This window comes from Mesorhizobium sp. P2_E10 (genome assembly GCF_056404235.1).
The window spans coordinates 497,005-521,312 of record NZ_JBFUEK010000004.1 but is presented as its reverse complement, the minus strand read 5'-3'; the positions used below and the strand labels follow the sequence as shown (position 1 = coordinate 521,312).

Genomic DNA, 24,308 nt, shown 5'->3' with positions numbered 1-24,308 from the left:
ATCGATTTTACTTTGCTGACCTCCGGTTTGGACCGGCACGAAGCTTGGCTTCACAGTGCTGGAGCGTCCTTTGCACATTCAGGGACGCACGGCGCTCGGGGCCGCAACAATGCCGCATCCGGCCTGTTGATCGATTCACAAGCAAAGCCTGCCGTACTATTGTGCACTGCAGCACGAGAATGCCTGTTTCCGGGCAAAATTCTGCGTGACAATTTCATCCGCCTTAGGCTAGTGTGCCCCGATAACCGAGAGGGTAGAGAAAAATCTGCTCTCCTACGCGGTCAAAGTCTTGGGAGGATGCGATCTAGGCGCGGTTACTCGCTGCCGCCGGAAACCGGAAACAGATCGGACGCGTTTAAATTGCAAGGCCTTGTGCCTTGCATTTTTTTTGTGCAATCACCTGCTTAGCGCCAAAGATTACCAAACCACATGACCTTGCGTCAGCCTGTGTAGGCCCCGATTCCATCGGGACGAACCAGGCCCTATTGCGCTGGTGTCTGGTTGAACTCCGGTATGATGTGCGGGATCTGGTCGAGGCTGAGACCAAGCCCTCGAGTCAGGCCGTAGAAAATGCCCATGACGATCGCCGTAACGATGGTGGTGCGGATCACGGCGCGCAACATATGTGACCCGCGCGGTGCGCTGGGAACGGTACCGAGCGTCACATCGTGATCGTCATCCTGCGTGTGCACGCTGAACGGAAGCACGACAAACAGCACCAGCCACCATGTGATGAAGAACAGCGCTGCAAACGAAATCCAGCTCATGCCTGCTCCAGTTCGACCAATGTGCCGAAGAAATCCTTGGGGTGCAGGAAGAGCACCGGCTTGCCGTGCGCACCGATCTTCGGGTTACCGTCGCCCAGCACGCGGGCGCCGCCGGCCTTCAGCCTGTCGCGCGCGGCCAGGATGTCGTCAACCTCGTAGCACACATGGTGCATGCCGCCCGACGGGTTCTTCTTCAGGAAGGCCGCGATCGGCGAGCCCTCGCCCAGCGGCTCCAGCAACTCGATCTTGGTGTTGCCGACATCGACGAACACCACGGTGACGCCATGCTCGGGCAATGCCTGCGGCGCGGTCACCTTGGCGCCCAGCGTATCGCGGTAGGCAGCGATCGCCGCGGCCAGATCCGGTACGGCAAGCGCGACATGGTTCAGTCGTCCCAGCATGAAACCTCCAGCTTCGATGCTGGCGTCTTACGTCAAATCGGCCGATACCAATAGCCTCTCCCGAGGCGCGCAAGGTCGCACTTCGGTGAACCGCCAGCCTGTTCCAATCGACAACAGCGAAGTACAAACGGCAATGCCCGATCCTGTCCGCCCCCGTGTTTTCAGCTTCGATCTTGGCTCATTCAGGATCGCTGCCCTGCTCGACGCGGTCGACATCCGCGACAATCTCGCCGCGGCCTTCGCTGCCGGACAATCGCCAACCGCGGTGCAGGAACTCGCAGTCTCGAACTTTATCGACCGCGATCGATACGAGCATTGTTTCATCCCGACGCTGGTCGACACTGGTGCCGAAAAGATCCTGTTTGATACAGGATGCGGAGACGCGGACAGCTCGCTCCTGGAATGTCTGCAAGACCTTGGGCTCGGCCCGAACGACATTGACGTGGTGATCATCACCCATGGCCACCCGGACCACATCGGCGGCCTTGTGAGCAATGGCGAACCCGTTTTCAGACGCGCACGTTATGTATTTGGCGCTGCCGAATTCGCCTTCTGGACCGAGGGAAATGCAGTACGCGAGGCCCGACTGAGCAATCGCGATCTGTTCAGGCAAGTTTGTACCAACCTGGCCGACCGGGCGACATTCATAGCGCCCGGAGATCAGGTCGTGCCGGGTATTACCGCCATCGACGCAGCTGGTCACTCTCCCGGGCTCTTGGCATTTCTCGTCGAAAGCGACGGCCAGCAATTGCTCGTCTGGTCGGACGCCTTCCTGCACTACGTCGTGTCCATCCAGCATCCGGAATGGCACGCTGATTTCGATGATGACAAGAACCGGGCCGTCGAAACCCGCAAGCGATTGCTAAAGATGGCCGCAGAGCAGCGTCTGCTGATCGCTGGCCATCACATGCCATTTCCGGGTCTGGGCTACATCGTGCCGGTGAACGGCTCTTTTCGCTGGCTTCCTGTCAGCTATCAGCTGAACGTCTAGCGGTTTGCTGCCGCCCTCACCGCGTGACGAACACCGTCACCAGAGGCTTCTTGCCCCAGGCTTCGTTGGCGGCACCGCGCACGGCGCGCCGCACCGCCTCCTGCACCAGGTCGAGGTCCTTCCGGCGCTGGCGGGGAATCGAGTCCACGGCGCCGACTGCCGCGTCGATCATCAAATCTTCGAGGTTCTCGCCGCTGGCATCGGCCTCGGCAACGCCGATGGCGACCAGATCGGGATCGCCGGCCAGCTCATATTTGTCGTCGAGCACGACATTGACCGCGACATGACCGGCAAAGGATAGCTTGCGCCGGTCGCGAATGCCCATCGCCTGATCGCTGCCGATCAGCCGGCCGTCCTTGTAGATGCGGCCGAACGGCACCTGGTCGATGATGGTGGCAGCACCTGGAGCAAGCCTGAGCATGTCGCCGTCGCGCACCTGCGCCACCTGGCCGATGCCGGACGTCGACATCAGCGAGCCCTGCGCCACCAGATGCGCCGCCTCGCCATGCACGGGAACGCCGATCTGCGGCCGCACCCATTCATACATCTTGCGCAATTCGTTGCGCCGCGGATGGCCGGAGACATGCACCAGCGCGTCGCCGTCCTCGATGATCTTGATGCCGAGATCGATGAGACGGTTCTTGATCTCGAGGATCGCCTTCTCGTTGCCGGGAATGGTGCGCGAGGAGAACACCACCGTGTCACCGGCTGTAAACGACACCGATTTCATCTCGTCGCGTGACAGCTTGGCCAGTGCAGCAAGCGGCTCGCCCTGGCTGCCGGTGCAGATGATGACCAGGTTCTCGCGCGGGATGAAACCAAAGTCCTCCTCGGCGATGAACTCAGGCAGCCCGTCCATATAGCCGAGCTCGCCGGCCACATCGATGACGCGCTTCAGCGAGCGGCCGAGCACCAGGCACTGGCGGCCGGCATCGCGCGCCGCCCTTGCGATCGAAACAATACGTCCGACATTGGAGGAGAAGGTGGTGACGGCGACACGGCCCTTGGCGCTCTGGATGACGCCCTTGAGTCCCTCGCCCACGGCCACTTCCGAAGGCGACTCGCCTTCCCTGAGCGCATTGGTCGAATCGCAGATCAGCGCCAGCACGCCCTTGTCGCCATACCAGCGGAAGCGTGCCTCGTCGGTCTTCGGCCCGATCGTCGGCTCCGGATCGATCTTCCAGTCGCCGGTATGGATGACAGTGCCGGCTGGCGAGGTGATGGCCAGCGACATCGGCTCGGGGATCGAATGCGCGACCGGGATGGCTTCGATCTCGAAGGGACCGACGGTGAATTTTTCGCCGGCCCGGTAGATCGTCAGCGGGATCTTCGGTGCGCCTTGCTCGCCCTGCCGCTTGGCCTCCAGCAAGCCTGCGCTGAACGGCGTCATCCACACCGGCGCCTTCAGCCTCGGCCAGAGATCGAGCAGCGCGCCATAATGGTCTTCATGGGCATGGGTGATGATGATGCCGCGCAGATTGGCGAGGTTCTCCTCGATGAAGCGCGTATCGGGCAGGATCAGATCGACGCCGGGATGCGACGCGTCGGGAAAGGTGACGCCGACATCGATGATGATCCATTCGCGCGCGCTGGCCGGCCCATAGCCATAGAGGGCGAAGTTCATGCCGATCTCGCCGACACCACCCAGCGGCACGAACACGAGTTCGGCGTTGTCAGCTTTCGCCATGATCTTCCCTTTCCTGCCGGGTCAAACCCTGGCGGACGCAACCGCGCCGAAATGCACATCGCCGGCGGCAATCGTCAGAACCGAGCCCTCATCGTCGCGGATCACGAAACGGCAGTCCTCGTCAATGGTCTCAAAAGTACCGCGCACCACATTACCGTCAATCCTGACAGCAACCTCGCCGCCAAGCCCCGCCGCACGCACCAGCCAGCGCTGCCTGACGGCGGACAATCCGCGACCGTCGTTCCACAGCCGCGCATTGTCGCTCCAGGCATCCGACAGCGCCAGAAACAGCGTTTCCGCATCGCATGTCGCGCCCAGCGCGCGCAATGATGTTGCCGGATAAGGCAAATCCTCGGGATAAGCCACCACATTGACACCGATGCCGACCGCCACCGCGAAATGGCCACCGTCGAGGATTGCCGATTCCAGCAAGATACCGGCAAGCTTGGCGCCAGAGGCCAGCACGTCGTTCGGCCATTTCAGCTCGAACCGGTTCTTGCCCTGGCTTGCGCCGTCGAGACCTATGGCGATCTTGCCGTTCGGCACCACGGCGTCGAGCGCGTCGGCCAGCGCCAGTCCGGCAACAAAGCCGAGCGTCGCGGCAAGCCGCAGCTCTCCGGTCGTGATGACCAGCAGCGTCGCCGCCAGATTGCCTTCGGGCGTCGCCCACACCCGGCCACGCCGGCCCCGTCCGCTTTCCTGCTTTTTGGAAACGACCCAGAGTTTGCCCCGATCGCCCTTGCGCGCATGCTCCAGCGCCAGCGCATTGGTGGAGCCGACCGTGTCATGGGCCTCGAGCCGGAACCCTTCCGTCTCAGCGGTTGGAGCCAGCCTGAACGTCACCGTCAGAAGAAGGTCTTGGCGGCAGCTTCGGCATAGGTGCCGATCGGGCCGCCGATCAGCACATAGAACAGCACGAAGGCGCCACAGACGCCGAGCACGACACGCAGTTCGCTAGCCATCGGCACGAAGCCGCCGACCGGTTCATCAAACCACATGATCTTGATGATGCGCAGATAGTAATAGGCACCCACCACCGAGGCCAGCACGCCGATGATCGCCAACGCGTAGAGATTGGCGTTGATGGCGGCGAGGAACACGTACCACTTCCCCCAGAAGCCGGCGAGCGGCGGAATGCCGGCCAGCGAGAACATCAGGATGGTCAGGATCGTCGCCATGACAGGATTGGTCGAAGACAGGCCGGCAAGATCGCTGATCTGCTCGACGTTGCCTTCCTTGCGCCGCATGGCGAGGATGAAGGCGAAGGTGCCGAGCGTCATCACCAGATAGATCAGCATGTAGATGGCGACGCCGCGCACGCCGGCCTGGCTGTTGGCGGCAAGGCCGACCAGCGCATAGCCCATATGGCCGATCGAGGAATAGGCCATCAGTCGCTTGATGTTGGTCTGGCCGATCGCGGCGAAAGCGCCCAGCGCCATCGAGGCGATCGAGATGAAGACGATGATCTGCTGCCAGTCGGAAGCGATCGGCTTGAACGCACCCATGGTGACACGCACCAGAAGCGCCATCGCCGCCATCTTGGGTGCTGCCGCGAGGAAAGCCGTCACCGGCGTCGGCGCGCCTTCATAGACGTCCGGCGTCCACATGTGGAACGGCACCGCCGAGATCTTGAAGGCAAGGCCGGCCAGCACGAAGACCAGGCCGAAGACGAGCCCAAGCTGGCGCTCGCCGCTGCCAAGCGCCGTAGCGATCTCCTGGAAGCCGGTGTTGCCGGTGTAGCCGTAGACGAGGCTGATGCCGTAGAGCAGCATGCCCGACGACAGCGCGCCGAGGACGAAGTACTTCAGGCCGGCTTCCGTCGAGCGCAGATTGTCGCGATTGATCGCCGCCAGCACATAGATCGCCAGCGATTGCAGTTCGAGGCCGAGATAGAGCCCGATCATGCTGTTGGCCGAGATCATCAGCAACATGCCGAGCGTTGAGAGCAGGATCAGCACCGGATATTCGAACTTGTCGAAATGCTCCGCCTTGGCGAAGCGTATCGACATGACCAGCGTCACCGCCGAGCCGACCAGCGACAGCACCTTCATGAAGCGGGCGAAGGAATCCTGGACGAAGGCGTTGCCATAGGCACTGCCCTGCCCGGTGGAAAACACCATCCAGGCGCAGGCGACAACCAGGATGACGACGGCAAGAGCGGTCACGGTCGTGGTGGTGTTTGCGCGCGAATAGGCGCCCACCATCAACAGCGCCAAAGCACCGATGGCGAGGATCAACTCTGGCGTCGAGAGCGACAGGCTGGAGAGAAGGTCTGGCGTCATGGTTCGCAAAACCCTTGGGTTAATTCGCCGCCGCGGTCTGCGCGGAGCCGATGGATGCGGTGACATTGGTGACGAGCGTCTTGACCGATTCGGCCGTCGCGTCGAAGACCGGCGCCGGGTAGACGCCAAAGAAAATGACCAGCACGACCAGCGGATAGATGATCACCTTCTCGCGCGTCGACAGGTCAAGCAGGCCCTTCAGGCTTTCCTTGGTCAGCGCGCCGAAGATCACCCGGCGGTAGAGCCAGAGCGCGTAGGCCGCCGACAGGATGACGCCGGTGGCGGCGAAGAACGCCACCCAGGTGTTGACCCGGAACACGCCGAGCATGGTCAGGAACTCGCCGACGAAGCCGCTGGTGCCGGGCAGGCCGACATTGGCCATGGTGAAGACCATGAACACGGTGGCATATTTCGGCATGTTGTTGACCAGCCCGCCATAGGCGTCGATCTCACGCGTGTGCATGCGGTCGTAGATCACGCCGACGCACAGGAACAGCGCGCCCGAGACGAGGCCGTGCGATAGCATCTGGAAGATCGCGCCCTGCACGCCTTCCTGGTTCATGGCGAAGATGCCCATGGTGACGAAGCCCATATGGGCGACCGACGAATAGGCGATCAGCTTCTTCATGTCCTCCTGCATCAGCGCCACCAGCGAGGTGTAGATGATGGCGACGACGGAGAGCGTGAAGACCAGCGGCGCGAACATCTCCGAGGCGAGCGGGAACATCGGCAGCGAGAAGCGCAGGAAGCCGTACCCGCCCATTTTCAAGAGGATGGCGGCCAGGATCACCGAACCTGCGGTCGGCGCCTCGACGTGAGCGTCGGGAAGCCAGGTATGCACCGGCCACATCGGCATCTTCACCGCGAAGGAGGCGAAGAAGGCCAGCCACAGCCAGGTCTGCATGCTGGCAGGGAATTGGTGGGTCAAAAGCGTCGGGATGTCGGTGGTGCCAGACTGGTAGAACATCGCCATGATGGCGAGCAGCATCAGCACCGAGCCGGCCAGCGTGTACAGGAAGAACTTGAACGAGGCGTAGACCCGCCGCTTGCCGCCCCAGACGCCGATGATGATGAACATCGGGATCAGGCCGGCTTCGAAGAAGACGTAGAACAGCACGATATCAAGCGCGCAGAACACGCCGATCATCAGCGTTTCGAGCAGCAGGAAGGCGATCATATAGGCCTTGACCCGCTTCTCGATCGATTCCCACGACGCCAAGATGCAGAGCGGCATCAGGAAGGTGGTCAGGATGACGAACAGCATCGAGATGCCGTCGACGCCCATGTGGTAGGAGATGCCGGAATCCAGCCACGCAAACTTCTCGACGAACTGGAAGCCGGCCTGCGAATTGTCGAAACCGGTCCAGATGAACAGCGAGACCAGGAAGGTGATGCTCGTCGTCCACAGCGCGATGGCCCGGATGTTGCGGCGCGCATTCGGGCTGTCGTCATTGATCGGCAGAATGAGCAGCACACCAACCAGCGGCAGGAAGGTGACCAGCGAGAGAAGGTTGGACCAGGCGGTCATCAGAGCATCATCCAGGTGACGAGTGCGGCAACGCCAATCAGCATGGCGAAGGCATAGTGATAGAGGTAGCCGGTCTGCAGCTTGACGACGCGGTTGGTGACATCGACGACGCGCGCTGAAACGCCATCCGGGCCGAGGCCGTCAATGATCGTTCCGTCGCCGGTCTTCCACAGGAAGTGGCCGAGGGCCTTTGCCGGCCGCACGAACAGGAAGTCGTAGAGCTCGTCGAAATACCATTTGTTGAGCAGGAACGCGTAGAGCAGGCGATGGTTGGCGGCGACGCTTCGCGGCAATTCCGGCGAGCGGATGTAGAATTTCCAGGCCATGGCAAAGCCGATCAGCATGGCGATGAACGGCGCCAGTTCCACCCACAGCGGCAATTCATGGATTTCGTGCAGGATGTGGTTGTCCGGCAGCGTGAACAGCGATGCCTTCCAGAACTCGGCATAGCCCTCGCCGATGAAGGCTCCATGGAAGATCACGCCGGCAAACAGCGCGCCCGCCGCCAGGATGAACAGCGGCACCAGCATCACCGGCGGTGATTCATGGACATGGTGCATGACCTCGTGGCTCGCCCGCGGCTCGCCGTGGAAGGTCATGAAGATCAGACGCCAGGAATAGAAGCTGGTGAAGCAGGCGGCGATGACCAGCAGAATGAAAGCGAGGCCGGCGACCGAATTGTGCCCGGCAAAGGCAGCCTCGATGATGGCATCTTTGGAGAAGAAGCCGGCGGTCCCGATGACCGTCACCGGGATGCCGACGCCGGTCAGCGCCAGCGTGCCGATCACCATCATCCAGTAGGTCTTCGGAATGAGCGCCTTGAGGCCGCCCATCTTGCGCATGTCTTGCTCGTCGGAGACGGCATGGATGACCGAGCCGGAGCCGAGGAACAGCAGCGCCTTGAAGAAGGCATGCGTGAACAGGTGGAAGATCGCCGCGCCATAGGCGCCAAGGCCGAGCGCCACGAACATGTAGCCGAGCTGCGAACAGGTCGAATAGGCGATGACGCGCTTGATGTCGTTCTGGACGAGGCCGACAGTCGCCGCGAAGAAGGCGGTGAAGGCGCCGATGAAGGTGACCACCGTCAGCGCCGAATGCGACAGTTCGAACAGCGGCGACAGCCGTGCCAGCATGAACACGCCGGCCGTGACCATCGTGGCGGCGTGGATGAGGGCCGAGACAGGCGTCGGGCCTTCCATGGCGTCCGGTAGCCAGGTGTGCAGCGGCACCTGCGCCGACTTGCCCATGGCGCCCATGAACAAGAGCAGGCAGACGATGGTCATCGCCGACTGCTTGTCGAGCGCATAACCGAGGAAGGTCAGCACGGCGGCCCCTTGCGGGGCGCCTTCGGCGGGGATGAACGTCGCCGCATTGGCAAAAATGGTACCGAGATTGACCGAGCCGAACAGCACAAAGACGCCGAAAATGCCGAGTGCGAAGCCGAAGTCGCCGACGCGGTTGACGACGAAGGCCTTGATCGCGGCGGCGTTGGCCGACGGCTTCTTGTACCAGAAGCCGATCAGCAGATAGGAGGCGAGACCGACGCCTTCCCAGCCGAAGAACATCTGCACTAGATTGTCGGCCGTCACCAGCATCAGCATGGCAAAGGTGAACAGCGACAGATAGGCGAAGAAGCGCGGCCGGTTCGGGTCGTGGTGCATGTAGCCGATCGAATAGATGTGGACCAGCGCCGACACCGTGTTGACCACCACCAGCATGACCACCGTCAGCGTGTCGATCCTGAGCGCCCACGACGCTTCGAGCCCGCCGGACTGGATCCAGCGCATCACCGGCACGGTGAACACTTCACCGTCACCGAAGCCGACGGCGAAGAAGGCGACCCACGACAGCACGGCTGATATCACCAGGAAGCCGGAGGTGATGTATTCCGACGCCTTGGCGCCAAGCGACGAGCCGAACAGGCCGACGATCAGGAAGCCGAGCAGTGGAAGGAAGACGATGGCCTGATACATGGTGGTTCCCGTCAACCCTTCATCATGTTCACGTCTTCGACCGCGATCGAGCCGCGGTTGCGGAAGAAGACGACGAGAATGGCAAGACCGATCGCGGCTTCAGCCGCCGCGACCGTCAGCACGAACAGCGCGAACACCTGTCCGACAAGATCGCCGAGTGCCGCCGAGAAGGCGACGAAATTGATGTTGACGGCGAGCAGGATCAGCTCGATCGACATCAGGATGACGATGATGTTCTTGCGGTTGAGGAAGATGCCGAACACGCCGAGCGTGAACAGGATCGCCGATACGGTCAGATAATGTGCGATGCCGACGACCATCTCAGAGCCCCTCGCCTGTCTTGACCTTGCGGATTTCCATGCCGGTCGCCGGCGTGCGGCCGACCTGGGCCGCGATCGACTGCCGCTTGACGCCCGGCTTGTGGCGGAGCGTCAGCACGATGGCGCCGATCATGGCGACCAGCAGCACGAGGCCCGAAATCTGGAAGTAGTAGAGATAGTCGGTATAGAGGATGTCGCCGAGTGCTGCCGTGTTTGTCCGTGCGGCAAGATCGGGGATCGGTTTTGACACTGTCGACGCCAGCTGCGGCGCGAATGTATAGCCGCCGAGCACGACGATCAGCTCCGCCGCCAGGATCAGCCCGACCAGCGCGCCGATCGGCGCATATTGCAGGGCGCCTTCCTTCATCTCGGCGAAATCGACGTCGAGCATCATGACGACGAACAGGAACAGCACCATCACCGCGCCGACATAGACGACGAGCAGGATCATCGCCAGGAACTCGGCGCCGGTCAGCATGAACAGGCCGGCGGCGTTGAAGAAGGTCAGGATCAGGAACAGCACCGAATGCACGGGGTTGCGCGACGAAATGACCATGAACGCCGACGCCACCGCGACAAAGGCGAAGAGGTAGAAAAAGGCCGCCTCTAGTCCACTCAGCATGGGGTTCCCCCGGGTTCCTGTCCAAACAGGACGCTCGTCCTGTTTGATTTTTGCGACCGCCTCCGGTCGGCAAGTTGCGTGTTTCCTTAGACGAGGCCCCTCGCCCCGTCCATGCGTCAAATGTCAGCGATAGGGCGAGTCCAGCGAGATGTTGCGCGCCAGTTCGCGCTCCCACCGGTCGCCATTCGCCAAAAGCTTGTCCTTGTCGTAATAGAGCTCCTCGCGCGTCTCCGTCGCGAATTCGAAATTCGGCCCCTCGACGATGGCGTCGACCGGGCAGGCTTCCTGGCAGAAGCCGCAATAGATGCACTTCACCATGTCGATGTCGTAGCGCACGGTGCGGCGCGTGCCATCATTGCGGCGCGGGCCGGCCTCGATGGTGATGGCCTGCGCCGGGCAGATCGCCTCGCACAGTTTGCAGGCGATGCAGCGTTCCTCACCATTGGGATAGCGGCGCAGCGCGTGCTCACCACGGAAGCGCGGGCTGGTCGGCCCCTTCTCGTGCGGATAGTTGATCGTCTCCTTCGGCGCGAAGAACTGGCGCATCGACAGGAAGAAGGCGCTGACGAAATCCTGCAGCAGCAGCGATTTGGCGGCCTGGGAAAGAGCGGACATCACGCAAACCCCGTAAGCTTGAGGAAGGCGGCGACGATCACCACCATCGCCAGCGAAATCGGCAGGAAGACTTTCCAGCCGAGCCGCATAAGCTGGTCGTAGCGGTAGCGCGGCACGAACGCCTTCACCATCGAGAACATGAAGAACATCAGGCAGACCTTGAGCACGAACCAGATCAGCCCCGGCACCCAGGTGAAGGGCGCGAAGTCGAAGGGTGGCAGCCAGCCGCCGAGGAACAGGATGGTGGCCAGCGCGCACATCAGCACCACGGCGACATATTCGCCGAGGAAGAACAGCAGGAACGGCGTCGACGAATATTCGACCATGTGGCCGGCGACCAGTTCCGATTCGGCCTCGACCAGATCGAAAGGCGGGCGGTTCGTCTCGGCCAGCGCCGAGATGAAGAAGATGACGAACATCGGAAACAGCGACAGCCAGTGCCAGTCGAGGAAGGTGTTAGGCAGGCCAAGCTTCGTGCCCAGCCCATCCTGCTGCGACATGACGATGTCCGACAGGTTGAGCGACCCGACGCAAAGCAGCACGGTGACGATGACGAAGCCGATCGAGACCTCGTAGGACACCATCTGTGCGGCCGAGCGCAACGCGCCGAGGAACGGATATTTCGAATTGGATGCCCAGCCGCCCATGATCACGCCATAGACCTCAAGCGAGGAGATGGCGAAGACATAGAGGATGCCGACATTGACGTTGGCGATGGCCCAGCCTTCATTGACCGGGATGACCGCCCAGGCCGAGATCGCCAGCACCGCGGAAACCAATGGCGCCAGCAGAAAAACGCCCTTGTTGGCGCCGGACGGGATAACCGGCTCCTTGAAGACGAACTTCAGCAGATCGGCGAAAGCCTGCAGCGTACCCCAGGGGCCGACGACGTTGGGACCGCGGCGCAACTGCACCGCCGCCCAGATCTTGCGGTCGGCATAAAGCAGATAGGCGACCGCGATCAACAGCACGACGATCAGCACGACCGACTTCAACAGGATGATCAGCGCCGGCAGCACGTAGATGGAGAAGAAGGTGTCCATGTCTACTCCGCTGCCTGCCTGAAGCCGTTTTTCGCCAGCGCCGAGCATTCCGCCATGACGGCCGAGGCCCGCGCGATCGGGTTGGTCAGGTAGAAATCCTTGACCGGCGAAGTGAAGGTACCCTTGTTCAGCCGCCCGCCGAGCTTCGCCACCTTGGCGATGTCGTCAGCGTTGCCGGCGGCGACCTGGTCGATGCGGGCGAGATGCGGGTAGTCGCCATAGAGCTTGGCGCGCAGCTGCCGCAGCGAATCGAAGGGCAGCTTCTTGCCCAGCACATCCGACAGCGCCCTCAAGATCGCCCAGTCCTCGCGCGCATCGCCCGGCGCGAAGCCGGCGCGGTTGGTCTGCTGCACGCGTCCCTCGGTGTTGACATAGGTGCCCGACTTCTCAGTGTAGGCAGCACCCGGCAGGATGACGTTGGCGCGGTGTGCACCCTGATCGCCATGCGTGCCGACATAGACGACGAAAGCGCCGCCGGTCTTGGCCATGTCGATCTCGTCGGCGCCGAGCAGGAACAGCACATCCATCCCGCCTAGCATGCCGGCGACGTTCTTGCCGCCCTCGCCCGGCACGAAGCCGAGATCGAGGCCGCCGACGCGCCCGGCCGCATTGTGCAGCACGGCAAAGCCGTTCCAGTCGGCGCGGGCTGCGTTGACGGCGGCGGCCAGCCTGGCCGCCTGGCCAAGCACCGCCGCGCCATCCGGGCGCGCCAGCGCGCCCTGGCCGACGATGATCAGCGGATGCGTCGCCTTCTTCAGCACCTGGAAGAACTTGCCATTGCCGTCAGCCAAATCCTTCAACGATTCCGGCCCGGCGCCCAGCTGTTCGTAGTCGTAGCGCGTGTCGCCGATCTCGCCGATGACACCGACCGGCAGATTGCCGATGCGCCAGCGCTTGCGGATGCGGGTGTTGAGCACGGAGGCCTCGAAGCGCGGATTGGCGCCGATGATCAGCACCGCGTCGGCCTGCTCGATGCCTTCGATGGTCGGGTTGAAGATGTAGCTGGCCCGGCCGAGCGACGGATCGAGCGCTGCGCCATCCTGGCGGCAGTCGGTGTTTTTCGAGCCGAGCGCGGCCATCAACAGTTTCAGCGCGTAGATTTCCTCGACCGCCGCGAGGTCGCCGGAAATGGCGCCGATCTTCTCAGGCGCCGCCTTCGACGCCGCATCCTTGATCGCCGAAAAAGCCTCGGCCCAGCCTGTCGGCACGAGCTTGCCGTCCTTGCGCACATAGGGGCGGTCGAGGCGCTGCGTGCGCAGTCCGTCCCAGATGAAACGGGTCTTGTCGGAAATCCACTCCTCGTTCACCGCCTCGTTGACACGCGGCAGGATGCGCATCACTTCGCGGCCTCTGCTATCGACGCGGATCGCCGAACCGACGGCGTCCATCACGTCGATGGATTCGGTCTTGGTCAGCTCCCACGGCCGCGCCTGGAAGGCAAACGGCTTCGAGGTCAGCGCGCCGACCGGACAAAGGTCGATGACATTGCCCTGCAATTCAGAGGTCATCGCGCTTTCGAGATAGGTGGTGATCTCGGCATCCTCGCCGCGGCCGATCAGGCCGAGCTCGGAAATGCCGGCAACTTCCGTGGTGAAGCGGACGCAGCGCGTGCAATGGATGCAGCGGTTCATCACCGTCTTGACCAGCGGCCCGATATACTTGTCTTCGACCGCGCGCTTGTTCTCGTGATAGCGCGAGGAATCGACGCCGAAGGCCATCGCCTGGTCCTGCAGGTCGCATTCGCCACCCTGGTCGCAGATCGGGCAATCCAGCGGATGGTTGATCAAAAGGAATTCCATCACGCCTTCGCGGGCCTTCTTGACCATCGGCGTGTTGGTGAAGATTTCCGGCGGCTCGCCATTCGGGCCGGGGCGCAAATCGCGCACGCCCATGGCGCAGGAAGCCTGCGGCTTGGGCGGCCCGCCCTTCACCTCGATCAGGCACATGCGGCAATTGCCGGCGATCGACAGCCGCTCGTGGAAGCAGAAGCGCGGCACTTCCGCGCCAGCGTCCTCGGCCGCCTGCAGCAGCGTGTAGTGGTCGGGTACAGTGATCTCTTTCCCGTCGACCTTGAGCTTTGCCATCAATTGCCCCCGGCGGTTTTCGCCGTCTCATATGCCTGAAAAAGATCGCTCAACCTGATGCCATTCATCATCATGCCGGCGATCTCAGCGTTTCTATCTTCAATTTGCCCCGCCCCTACTTCTTGGCCTTGGCGGCCAGCACAAGTGCCGCCGCCTGACGGGCCCACTCATCGCGGCCGATGCGGCCGTTGAGCGACAAATAATCCTCGACCCAGGCGATCTCTTCCGGAGCCCAGGCTGCGACCTGGGCAAATGTCCAGACGCCGAGGCCGTTCAGCACCTTTTCGAGCTTCGGCCCGATGCCCGATATCGCCTTGAGATCCGACGGCTTTGCCGGACGGTCCATGGCTTTGGGCTGCCTGAAATCCTCAGGCATCAACCCGTTCGCCGCTTTGCCGACAACGGCGCTCGCATCGATTGCGGCCGGCGTCTCCTCGACGGTCCGCGCAGCAATATCGGTCACATCTTGGGCGAAGGTCTGCGCCTCGGCGATCAAGGTCTTGGTCGCCGCGCGCGCCTTGGTGGACGAACTTGTCGTGGCCTCTGAAAAGCGTTCGCTTCTTGCTTCGAAATCGTCGACGATCGGCTGGAGAAGCCGCTGCGACGCCTCGGCGGCACCTGAAAGCGCGCCCATCCAGACACCGAAGGCGTGGTTGGCCAGCCCAATGCCGAGCGCCGACATCGCGGCGGCCCCCGCGACAGGGTGCGCCAAAAGGTTGACGGCGCTGGCCATCTCCTTTGGCATCATCCTCGTCAGATCCTGATTCATCTTCTCGTATTGGTCCATGTCGGGCATCGGGTAGGGTATCGAATACAGCGCCATCAATATCTCCTGGTCGTTTCTTCGTATGCCCCGCCCCGGTATGCCAGTTTCGGGCTTTCGCCCGCATTTCAAATTCTTCGACTATTCCGCCGCCACCATCACCGGTTCGGCCCGATGCGCGTTGCGTGAAAACTCGTCGATGCGCCGCTCCACCTCGCCGCGGAAATGCCGCATCAGACCCTGGATCGGCCATGCCGCCGCATCGCCCAACGCGCAGATCGTGTGGCCTTCGACCTGCTTGGTCACGTCGAGCAGCATGTCGATCTCGCGCTTCTGCGCCTCGCCGCGCACCAGCCGCTCCATCACCCGCCACATCCAGCCGGTGCCTTCGCGGCATGGCGTGCACTGGCCGCAGCTCTCGTGCTTGTAGAAGTAGGAAAGCCGCGCAATCGCCTTCACGACATCCGTCGACTTGTCCATGACGATGACGGCCGCCGTGCCGAGGCCCGACTTCAGGTCGCGCAACGCGTCGAAATCCATCGGCGCATCGATGATCTGCTCGGCGGGCACCAGCGGCACCGAAGCGCCACCCGGAATGACCGCCAGCAGATTGTCCCAGCCGCCACGGATGCCGCCGCAATGCGTCTCGATCAGCTCGCGGAACGGGATCGACATCGCCTCTTCGACGGTGCACGGATTGTTGACGTGGCCGGAGATGCAGAACAGCTTGGTGCCGACATTGTTGGGGCGGCCGAAGGACGAGAACCACGACGCGCCACGGCGCAAAATGGTCGGCGCGACGGCGATCGATTCGACATTGTTGACCGTCGTCGGACAGCCATAGAGGCCGACATTGGCCGGGAAAGGCGGCTTCAGCCGCGGCTGGCCCTTCTTGCCTTCCAGGCTTTCGAGCAGCGCCGTTTCCTCGCCGCAAATATAGGCGCCGGCGCCGTGATGCATATAGATATCAAAGTCATAGCCGGAGGTGTTGTTCTTGCCGATCAGCTTGGCCGCATAGGCCTCGTCGATGGCGCGCTGCAGCGCCTCGCGCTCGCGGATGAACTCGCCGCGCACATAGATGTAGGCGGCGATCGCGCCCATGGCGAAGCCGGCGATCAGGCAGCCCTCGACCAGCGTATGCGGGTCGTGGCGCAATATGTCGCGGTCCTTGCAGGTGCCGGGTTCGGATTCATCGGCGTTGACGACGAGATAGCTTGGCCGGCCGTCGCTCTGCTTGGGCATGAACGACCATTTCAGCCCGGTCGGGAAGCCAGCGCCGCCGCGGCCGCGCAAGCCCGAGGCCTTCATCTCGTTGACGATCCACTCGCGCCCCTTGGCGATCAGGCCGGGGGTGTTGTCCCAGGCGCCGCGCGCCATCGCGCCGGCCAGCGACTTGTCGAAGCGGCCGTAGATGTTGTTGAAGATGCGGTCTCTGTCAGCCAGCATTGTTCGTCCCTCAGACCGGCTTCTTGCCGAAGACGCGGATGTATTCGGCGACCCCACCCTTGGCGAGCGCCTTGGCCTGCTTGACCCAGTCGTCGCGCTCGATACGGCCGTGGAAAGCGAGATAGCCGTCCACCCACTCGCGCTCTGCCTTCTTCCAGGAAGCGACCTGCGCATAGGTGAAAATGCCAAGCGTATGCAGGGTACCCTCGATCTTCGGGCCGACGCCCGAGATCAGTTTGAGGTCGTCGACCAGCGCCGGCTTCTCGATGCCGGCCGGACGGTTCTTGTCCTCGAGCGACGGTTTGGCCTTGGCGGCTGGAGTCTTGACTTCCGGCGCCTTGAAGGCAGTCACCGGCTCCGCTTTGTTCTTGGGGCCACTGCGCTGTTTCGAGACGCCCTCGACTTCCGTCGCAGCCTTGTTGGCATTGGCGGCCGAATGCAATGGCGCCGAAACGCTCGCCGCCTTTTCCACTTCGGGTGCGACCTTGACCGGTGAAGGCGATTTCAGCGCCGGGCTGGTTTCGAGCGCGTCCGTCTTCGGCTTGCCGGCCTTCGACGGCGCAACGGGGGAAGCCGGCGCCTGTGACACCTTGGCAGCCGGCGCGGCGGCGGCCTGCGCGGTTGGAGCCGAGGCAGTAGAGGCTGCATCCTGGGCGGCCTTGGCTGCTGCCCTGGCTTCCTTGTCGCGGGTCGTCTTGAGGATCGCCTTTTCGCTTTTCAGCGTCGTCAGACCGGTGATTGGCTCCGACGTGGTGCGGCCATTCTGCGGTCCCGGCTGGACCTGCGCGCCCTTGCCGGCGCCGTAGAGGTCGATGATTTCGGCAAGACGTTCCGGCGTCAAATCTTCAAAAGTGTCCTTGAAGATCATCACCATCGGCGCGTTGACACAGGCGCCGAGGCATTCGACCTCTTCCCACGACAGCGTACCCTTGTCGTTGGTGTGGAACTGGTCGTGATGGATTTTCGACCGGCACACATCCATCAGCGCTTCCGAACCGCGCAGCATGCAAGGCGTGGTGCCGCAGACCTGGATATGGGCACGGGTGCCGACCGGGTTCAGCTGGTACTGCGTGTAAAAGGTCGCGACCTCGAGCCCTCTGATATAGGGCATGCCGAGCATGTCGGAGATGGTCTCGATCGCCGCCTTGGTCACCCAGCCTTCCTGCTCCTGCGCCAGCATGAGCAAGGGGATGATCGCGGATTGCTCGCGGCCCTTGGGATATTTCTTGATCCATTGCTTGGCCGCTGCCGCATTCGCCCGGTTGAAGGCGAAGGAGGCTGGCTGGACGCTGGCTTCTGCGAGACGGCGGACTGACATTGCGATTTCGCTTCTTGTGTTTCTACTGGGTAGAGATGTAGGCGCGATAGCAATCCTCGGATCGCCCAACCACACATACGAACTCTTCATTTCCACGCCTCAGGCGGACGTACTCGTCGTAACGGTCATTCCACCAAGTTACTCGTCCACAATCACCGGGCCGAGCCAAGCTCGGTACCTCTGCGACAAAGGTTCTCTCGCTCTTGCTACAGGGTTGCCCGCGCGGTGGACCGAGTACAAAAATTCCGGAATCCAGAAGCACATCGCCACCGAATTCGCGCACTGCGAGCAGATCGCCTTCCGCTACCAGCTTGAACCCCTCCTTAAGAAGGTCGGCCGACGACAGACCATCGTCGGATCCAGCAAGGGACGCTTCAGCGGAAGCGGCAAGGCAAACCGCCGCTAGAAACGCTTTGGATGGCCGGGCAGCTCCCATCATCACCGATCCACCTCACCAAAAACGATGTCGAGGGAACCGAGAACGGCGGTGACGTCGGCCAGCATGTGGCCGCGGCACAGAAAGTCCATGGCTTGCAAATGCGCGAAACCGGGCGCGCGCAACTTGCAGCGATAGGGCTTGTTGGAGCCGTCGGAGACCAGGTAAACGCCGAATTCGCCTTTCGGCGCCTCGACGGCTGCATAGACCTCGCCCGCCGGCACCCGGTAGCCCTCGGTGTAGAGCTTGAAGTGATGGATCAGCGCTTCCATCGAGCGCTTCATCGCCTGGCGCTTCGGCGGCACCACCTTGCCGTCGAGGTTCGACACCGGGCCGGTGAGTTCCCTGCCGAGCAAAAGGTCGACGCACTGGCGCATAATCTTCGCCGACTGGCGCATCTCTTCCATGCGCACGAGATAGCGGTCGTAGCAGTCGCCGTTCTTGCCGATCGGGATGTCGAAATCCATTTCCGAGTAGCATTCATAGGGCTGCGACTTGCGCAGATCCCAGGCAGCCCCAGAGCCGCGCACCATGACGCCGGAAAAACCCCAGGCCCAGGCGTCGGCCAACGACACCGTGCCGATATCGACATTGCGCTGCTTGAAGATGCGGTTGCCGGTCAGCAGCGCGTCGAGATCGTCGAGCGACTTCAGGAACGGGTCGATCCACTTGCCGATGTCCTCGACAAGCTTCTGCGGCAGGTCCTGGTGCACGCCGCCGGGACGGAAGTAGGCGGCATGCATGCGCGAACCCGAGGCGCGCTCATAAAACACCATCAGCTTTTCGCGTTCGACGAAGCCCCATAGCGGCGGCGTCAGCGCGCCGATGTCCAGCGCCTGCGTCGTCACATTGAGGATGTGCGACATGATGCGGCCGATTTCGCAGTAGAGCACGCGGATCAGCTGGCCGCGCTTCGGCACGTCGATGCCGAGCAGCCGCTCGGTGGCCAGCGCAAAGGCATGCTCCTGGTTCATCGGCGCGCAATAGTCGAGCCGGTCGAGATAGGGCACGGCCTGCAAATAGGTCTTGTGTTCGATCAGCTTTTCGGTGCCGCGATGCAACAGCCCGATATGCGGATCGACGCGATCGACGACTTCGCCGTCCAACTCAAGAACCAACCGCAAAACACCATGCGCCGCAGGGTGTTGAGGTCCAAAGTTGATGTTAAAATTGCGGACGGAGGTTTCAGCCATGCTGGCGTCTCAATTCGTCTTGGCTTTTTCATCGCCCGGCAGGACGTAGTCCGTCCCTTCCCATGGCGAGAGAAAATCGAAATTACGGAATTCCTGCTTCAATTCCACCGGCTCGTAGATGACGCGCTTGGCCTCGTCGTCGTAGCGCACCTCGACGAAACCGGTCAGCGGGAAATCCTTGCGCAGCGGATGGCCTTCGAAACCGTAGTCGGTCAGGATCCGGCGCAAATCGGGATGGCCGGAGAACAACACGCCATAGAGATCGTAGGTCTCGCGCTCGAACCAGTCGGCGCCTGGGAACACGCCGGTGAGCGACGGCACCAAGGTTTCCTCGTCGGCCTGAACTTTCAAGCGGATGCGCACATTCTGCTTCGGCGACAGCAAATGATAGACGACATCGAAGCGCTTGGCCCGCGACGGATAGTCGGCGCCGCAGACATCGATGATCGAGATGAACTGGCAGCGCGCATCGTCGCGCAGGAAGGTCACCACCTCGATCAGATTGCCCGGCTCGACAGCAACGGTGAGTTCGCCATAGGCAAACACCGCTTCGCCGATCCGGCCGGCCAGCTTTTCACTCAGATAGATCGAGAGTTCGCTCAGGGATGCACTCATTGGGCCTACCGTTCGATTGTGCCGGTGCGGCGGATTTTCTTCTGCAGCAGAAGAATGCCGTAAAGCAGCGCTTCCGCGCTTGGCGGGCAGCCGGGCACATAGATGTCGACCGGCACGACGCGGTCGCAGCCGCGCACCACCGAATAGGAATAGTGATAGTAGCCGCCGCCATTGGCGCAGGAGCCCATCGAGATGACGTAGCGCGGCTCCGGCATCTGGTCGTAGACCTTGCGCAGCGCCGGCGCCATCTTGTTGGTCAGCGTGCCGGCCACGATCATGATGTCTGACTGGCGCGGCGACGCACGAGGCGCAACCCCGAACCGCTCCGAGTCGTAGCGCGGCATCGAGGTGTGGATCATCTCGACCGCGCAGCAGGCGAGACCGAAGGTCATGAACATCAGCGAACCGCTGCGCGCCCAGGTGATCAGCGCCTCGGTCGAAGTGACGAGAAAGCCCTTGTCGGCCAACTCGTTGTTGATTTCGAGGAAGAACGGATCGTCAGACCCCACCGGCCGGCCGGTGTTGGGATCGATCAGGCCCTTGGGCTTCGGCGCGACGAGCGTGCCGGAACTGTCGCTCAATCCCATTCCAGCGCTCCTTTTTTCCATTCATAGGCAAAGCCGATGGTCAGCACCGCCAGAAACACCATCATAGACCAGAAACCGAGCATGCCGATTTTCGAGAAGGAGACCGCCCACGGAAACAGGAAGGCCACTTCCAGATCGAAGATGATGAACAGGATCGACACCAGGTAGAAGCGGATGTCGAACTTCATGCGGGCATCGTCGAACGAGTTGAAGCCGCACTCATAGGCGGAAAGCTTTTCCGGGTCGGGGCTGCGGTAGGCCACCAGGAACGGCGCCACAAGCAGCGCCAGGCCGACGACCAGAGCCACGCCGATGAACAGGACGATGGGCAGGTACGAACTCAAAAGTGCGGTCATGCAGCAGCTTCCCGTTGGCGGCCAATCCACTCTGATTACAGCAACGAACCTCAATGCGGAAGCGTGACAGTTTAACCGCTGAACCGTTTTAAGTGCCTATGCTGCAACGCGGCGAGGGTTAGCGCAGCGCTTTCGGCGAAGCAAGTCAAACCTTGTTCAAAAGACGGTGCTGGATGGCACTTCGAGAGAAACTGGTCCGTTCCGCTCCTGTTTGATTTCCTTCACTTTTTACTCCACTTTTCTCTCCTGACATGGATCCCGCCAAAACCCTGCTAGCATGACCCGGAATCACCGGCTCCATTTGCTCGAAAATCATCAGAGTCTCGTCTCCCATGAAGGAAAAGATCTCGCTTGCCATGGCTCGCCGCATCGCGCTTGCGGCCCAGGGTTTCAATGATACCCGCCCCACCGGCACGCCTGACCGCCGGCACTTCGCCCGCGTGCTTTCCCGCACCGGGCTGCTGCAGATCGATTCCGTCAGCGCCGTGGTGCGCGCTCACTATATGCCGCTCTATTCGCGCCTTGGCCCCTACCCGCTCGCTTTGCTCGACAACGCCGCCGTGACGCGCAAGCGCACGGTCTTCGAATATTGGGCCCACGAAGCCTCCTTCCTGCCGGTCGAAACATACCCGCTGATGCGCTGGCGCATGCAGCGGGCCGAGCGCGGCGACGAGATGTATCTGGGCCTGGCAAAATGGGGCCGCGAACACGCGGCCTATATCGAAGAGATCTATCGAGAGGTCGTGTCGCGCGGCCCGATCGCCGCCTCCGCCCTCGAAGGCCAGAAAGGCTCGGGCGGCTGGTGGGGCTGGAGCCACGCCAAGCATGCCTTCGAATGGCTGTTCTGGGCCGGCCGCATCACCACGGCGCACCGCCGCGGCTTCGAACGCTTCTACGACCTGCCGGAGCGCGTCCTGCCGCAGGCGATCCTCGATCTGCCGGTGCCCGCCCCGGAGGACGCGCATCGCGAATTGCTGCGCATTTCCGCCCGCGCCCACGGCATCGCAACAGCAAGCGACCTGCGCGACTACTTCCGCCTTTCGCCCGCCGATATGAGGGGGCGCCTCGAGGAACTGGTCGAGACCGGCGAACTTTTGCCTATGCGCGTCGAGGGCTGGGACAAGCCGGCCTATATGCACAAAGACGCCCGTTTGCCGCGCCGGATTGAGGCTCGGGCCTTGCTGGCACCCTTCGATCCGGTCGTCTTCGAGCGGACGCGCACCGAAAACCTGTTCAACTTCCGCTACCGCATCGAGATCTACACGCCGGCCGACAAACGGCAGTACGGCTACTACGTCCTGCCCTTCCTGCTGGGAGACCGCATCGTCGCCCGCGTCGACCTCAAGGCCGACCGTCCCGCCAGCGTGCTGCGCGTCCACGCCGCCTACGCCGAGCCCGGCGCGCCGCCTGAGACTGCCGCAGAACTGTTCGAGGAATTGAAACTGATGCAGGGCTGGCTCGGTCTCGAGCGTATGGAAGTGACACCCGCCGGCGACCTCGGGCAGCCGCTCGCCGACATCGCCGCGTCGTAGACGTGCGTTGACACGCCTGCATACACAAGCCTAAATCCGGTCCAGACGGTCTCTTCTCTTCAAAGGGAGGAGCCAAGAGGGAATGCGGTGCGGGATTTCGATCTCAAATCCGCGGCTGTCCCCGCAACTGTAAGCGAAGAGCCTGGGCCGAAAACCACTGGGTAACACCGGGAAGGCGGCACCCAAGGCGATGACCCGCGAGCCAGGAGACCTGCCGTCTAGGACATAAAGTATCCGATCGCCTGGCGGGTCTTCCGGGCAAGGAGCCTGATTTGGAACGCGACAGCAGTTTTTCGGCTGAAACAGCGGATATTTTGTCCGACGACAGCGATGCCTTGGCCGGCGTCACCGTCATCGTGTGCGCCTCGTGCCGCGACGAGACCGGCTCCGACGCCCACCCCCGCGCCGGCGAACTGCTTGCCGACGACACGCGCCGCGCCGCATCGGAAGACAACATCCGCATCCGCACCGTCGAGTGCCTCGGCAATTGCAAGCGAAGGCTGAGCGCCGCGATCCTGCGTGACGGCTGCTGGAGCTATGTCTTCGGCGACCTAACCTTGACCAGCGGCGCCGATCTCGTCACCGGCGCCAAACTCTTCGCCACCTCGACCGACGGCCTCATTCCCTGGCGCGGACGCCCCGATAGCCTGAAGCGCGGCCTCGTTGCCCGCATCCCTCCCCTCGACATGCTGAAGGACTGATCATGACCGCCAACCTCTCCCGCGTTCCCTGCACCGTCGTCACCGGCTTCCTCGGCGCCGGCAAGACGACGCTGGTCCGCCATCTCCTGGAAAACGCCGGCGGCAAGCGCATTGCCATCATCGTCAACGAGTTTGGCGACATCGGCATCGATGGCGAAATCCTCAAAGGCTGCGGCATCGACACCTGCCCGGAGGAAAACATCGTCGAACTGGCCAATGGCTGCATCTGCTGCACCGTCGCCGACGATTTCGTACCGGCGCTCGACCAGATCCTCGCACTAACGCCGCGCGTCGACCACATCCTGATCGAAACCTCGGGCCTGGCGCTGCCCAAGCCGCTGGTCCAGGCTTTCCAGTGGCCGAGCGTGAAAAGCCGAGTGACGGTCGACGGCGTCATCGCCGTAGTCGACGGGCCGGCGCTGGCCGAGGGCCGTGTCGCCAACGACATGGACGCCCTGCAGGCGCAACGCGCGCAAGACGAGACGCTGGACCATGACGACCCGGTCGAGGAAGTGTTCGAGGACCAGATCGCCTGCGCTGACCTGATCATTCTGTCGAAGAGCGACCTGATGGACGCCGCCGGCTCGGCTCGCGCCAACGCCATCATCAACGAACATTCCGCCCGCGCCGTGAAAATCGTGCCGACGTCGCATGGCAAGGTCGATCCCTCGGTGCTGCTCGGCCTCGGTCTCGCCGTCGAGGACGACATCGAGAACCGCAAGTCCCACCATGACGGCGCCTTCGACCACGAACATGACGACTTCGACACCTTCATCGTCGACATTGCCTCGATCGCCAATCCGGACGAGCTGGCAAAACGCGTCGCCACTGCCGCCGAGCAAGAAAACGTGTTGCGCGTCAAAGGCTTCGTCGATGTCGGCGGCAAGCCGATGCGGCTTTTGCTGCAGGCCGTCGGCCCGCGCGTCAATCACTATTACGACCGCGCCTGGACCGCCGAAGACGATCGCCGCTCGCGCCTTGTCGTCATCGGCCTGAAGGGGCTGAACCGCCCGGCGATCGAGCGTATACTCGCCGGCTGATCTCAGGC

At 62.5% G+C, this 24,308-nt stretch carries 23 protein-coding genes and 1 riboswitch; of the genes, 4 read left to right on the top strand and 19 right to left on the bottom strand.

Annotated features, from left to right (window positions below; all coding sequences use genetic code 11):
- Positions 1-482: 482 nt before the first annotated feature.
- Together AC1D0N_RS14465 and mce are read right to left on the bottom strand one after the other, a co-directional pair.
- Positions 483-767: a DUF1467 family protein gene (locus AC1D0N_RS14465; protein ID WP_477244913.1), complete on the bottom strand. Its 285-nt coding sequence runs from the start codon at positions 765-767 to the stop codon at positions 483-485.
- Positions 764-1,168, bottom strand: a complete 405-nt coding sequence (gene mce, locus AC1D0N_RS14460; RefSeq protein WP_477244911.1) for a methylmalonyl-CoA epimerase — start codon at positions 1,166-1,168, stop codon at positions 764-766. Before mce ends, AC1D0N_RS14465 begins: the two co-directional genes overlap by 4 nt.
- Here mce and AC1D0N_RS14455 point away from each other — a divergent pair.
- Entirely contained in the window at positions 1,167-2,159 is a 993-nt protein-coding gene (locus AC1D0N_RS14455) for an MBL fold metallo-hydrolase (protein WP_477244909.1), read from the top strand. The genes mce and AC1D0N_RS14455 overlap by 2 nt on opposite strands.
- 16 nt (positions 2,160-2,175) lie before the next feature.
- On the opposite strand, the gene AC1D0N_RS14450 is transcribed toward AC1D0N_RS14455, so the two are convergent.
- The 17 genes from AC1D0N_RS14450 to AC1D0N_RS14370 all read right to left on the bottom strand — a co-directional run bounded on the left by AC1D0N_RS14450 (position 2,176) and on the right by AC1D0N_RS14370 (position 21,027).
- On the bottom strand, positions 2,176-3,846 hold the full coding sequence (locus tag AC1D0N_RS14450) for a ribonuclease J (protein WP_477244907.1): 1,671 nt from the start codon (positions 3,844-3,846) through the stop codon (positions 2,176-2,178).
- Between the two features lie 21 nt (positions 3,847-3,867).
- The gene (locus AC1D0N_RS14445; protein WP_477244905.1) at positions 3,868-4,689 is read right to left on the bottom strand and encodes a biotin--[acetyl-CoA-carboxylase] ligase; all 822 of its coding nucleotides are present in this window, start codon (positions 4,687-4,689) and stop codon (positions 3,868-3,870) included.
- A gap of 2 nt (positions 4,690-4,691) precedes the next feature.
- The gene (gene nuoN / locus AC1D0N_RS14440; RefSeq protein ID WP_477244903.1) at positions 4,692-6,128 is read right to left on the bottom strand and encodes an NADH-quinone oxidoreductase subunit NuoN; all 1,437 of its coding nucleotides are present in this window, start codon (positions 6,126-6,128) and stop codon (positions 4,692-4,694) included.
- A gap of 19 nt (positions 6,129-6,147) precedes the next feature.
- Positions 6,148-7,656, bottom strand: a complete 1,509-nt coding sequence (locus tag AC1D0N_RS14435; RefSeq protein ID WP_477244901.1) for an NADH-quinone oxidoreductase subunit M — start codon at positions 7,654-7,656, stop codon at positions 6,148-6,150.
- Positions 7,656-9,629 carry an NADH-quinone oxidoreductase subunit L gene (gene nuoL / locus AC1D0N_RS14430; protein ID WP_477244899.1) on the bottom strand — a complete coding sequence of 658 codons (1,974 nt, stop codon included), beginning with the start codon at positions 9,627-9,629 and terminating at the stop codon, positions 7,656-7,658. Before nuoL ends, AC1D0N_RS14435 begins: the two co-directional genes overlap by 1 nt.
- Positions 9,630-9,640: 11 nt before the next feature.
- A complete protein-coding gene (gene nuoK / locus AC1D0N_RS14425) occupies positions 9,641-9,949 on the bottom strand; it encodes an NADH-quinone oxidoreductase subunit NuoK (protein ID WP_477244897.1) in 309 nt (102 codons plus the stop codon).
- A 1-nt stretch (position 9,950) separates the two neighbouring features.
- Positions 9,951-10,571 (bottom strand): NADH-quinone oxidoreductase subunit J, encoded by a 621-nt coding sequence (locus AC1D0N_RS14420; protein ID WP_477244895.1) that lies wholly within the window; start codon positions 10,569-10,571, stop codon positions 9,951-9,953.
- A gap of 123 nt (positions 10,572-10,694) precedes the next feature.
- Complete coding sequence (nuoI, locus tag AC1D0N_RS14415; RefSeq protein WP_023812382.1) at positions 10,695-11,186, bottom strand: NADH-quinone oxidoreductase subunit NuoI; 492 nt, start codon at positions 11,184-11,186, stop codon at positions 10,695-10,697.
- Positions 11,186-12,229: an NADH-quinone oxidoreductase subunit NuoH gene (nuoH, locus tag AC1D0N_RS14410; RefSeq protein ID WP_477244894.1), complete on the bottom strand. Its 1,044-nt coding sequence runs from the start codon at positions 12,227-12,229 to the stop codon at positions 11,186-11,188. The genes nuoI and nuoH overlap by 1 nt, the downstream gene beginning before the upstream one ends.
- A 2-nt stretch (positions 12,230-12,231) precedes the next feature.
- On the bottom strand, positions 12,232-14,313 hold the full coding sequence (gene nuoG, locus AC1D0N_RS14405; RefSeq protein ID WP_477244892.1) for an NADH-quinone oxidoreductase subunit NuoG: 2,082 nt from the start codon (positions 14,311-14,313) through the stop codon (positions 12,232-12,234).
- Between the two features lie 115 nt (positions 14,314-14,428).
- Entirely contained in the window at positions 14,429-15,136 is a 708-nt protein-coding gene (locus AC1D0N_RS14400) for an NADH-ubiquinone dehydrogenase (protein ID WP_477244890.1), read from the bottom strand.
- A gap of 81 nt (positions 15,137-15,217) precedes the next feature.
- Positions 15,218-16,522, bottom strand: coding sequence for an NADH-quinone oxidoreductase subunit NuoF (gene nuoF, locus AC1D0N_RS14395; RefSeq protein WP_477244889.1), 1,305 nt, complete (start codon positions 16,520-16,522; stop codon positions 15,218-15,220).
- 10 nt (positions 16,523-16,532) lie between these two features.
- On the bottom strand, positions 16,533-17,840 hold the full coding sequence (locus AC1D0N_RS14390) for an NADH-quinone oxidoreductase subunit E (RefSeq protein ID WP_477244888.1): 1,308 nt from the start codon (positions 17,838-17,840) through the stop codon (positions 16,533-16,535).
- 438 nt (positions 17,841-18,278) lie between these two features.
- Entirely contained in the window at positions 18,279-19,469 is a 1,191-nt protein-coding gene (locus AC1D0N_RS14385) for an NADH-quinone oxidoreductase subunit D (RefSeq protein WP_477244887.1), read from the bottom strand.
- Between the two features lie 9 nt (positions 19,470-19,478).
- Positions 19,479-20,084: an NADH-quinone oxidoreductase subunit C gene (locus AC1D0N_RS14380; protein WP_477244885.1), complete on the bottom strand. Its 606-nt coding sequence runs from the start codon at positions 20,082-20,084 to the stop codon at positions 19,479-19,481.
- 5 nt (positions 20,085-20,089) lie between these two features.
- Complete coding sequence (locus AC1D0N_RS14375; RefSeq protein ID WP_027025969.1) at positions 20,090-20,671, bottom strand: NuoB/complex I 20 kDa subunit family protein; 582 nt, start codon at positions 20,669-20,671, stop codon at positions 20,090-20,092.
- Positions 20,662-21,027, bottom strand: a complete 366-nt coding sequence (locus tag AC1D0N_RS14370; RefSeq protein ID WP_477244883.1) for an NADH-quinone oxidoreductase subunit A — start codon at positions 21,025-21,027, stop codon at positions 20,662-20,664. The genes AC1D0N_RS14375 and AC1D0N_RS14370 overlap by 10 nt, the downstream gene beginning before the upstream one ends.
- A gap of 332 nt (positions 21,028-21,359) precedes the next feature.
- Here AC1D0N_RS14370 and AC1D0N_RS14365 point away from each other — a divergent pair, with 332 nt between their 5' ends.
- The 3 genes from AC1D0N_RS14365 (at position 21,360) to cobW (ending at position 24,300) form a co-directional block, all read left to right on the top strand.
- Positions 21,360-22,559, top strand: a complete 1,200-nt coding sequence (locus tag AC1D0N_RS14365; protein WP_477244881.1) for a winged helix-turn-helix domain-containing protein — start codon at positions 21,360-21,362, stop codon at positions 22,557-22,559.
- A 29-nt stretch (positions 22,560-22,588) separates the two neighbouring features.
- Positions 22,589-22,792: riboswitch (cobalamin riboswitch) on the top strand.
- 39 nt (positions 22,793-22,831) lie between these two features.
- Positions 22,832-23,260 carry a DUF1636 family protein gene (locus tag AC1D0N_RS14360; RefSeq protein ID WP_477244879.1) on the top strand — a complete coding sequence of 143 codons (429 nt, stop codon included), beginning with the start codon at positions 22,832-22,834 and terminating at the stop codon, positions 23,258-23,260.
- Between the two features lie 2 nt (positions 23,261-23,262).
- Positions 23,263-24,300, top strand: coding sequence for a cobalamin biosynthesis protein CobW (cobW, locus tag AC1D0N_RS14355; protein WP_477244877.1), 1,038 nt, complete (start codon positions 23,263-23,265; stop codon positions 24,298-24,300).
- Positions 24,301-24,308: the final 8 nt, after the last annotated feature.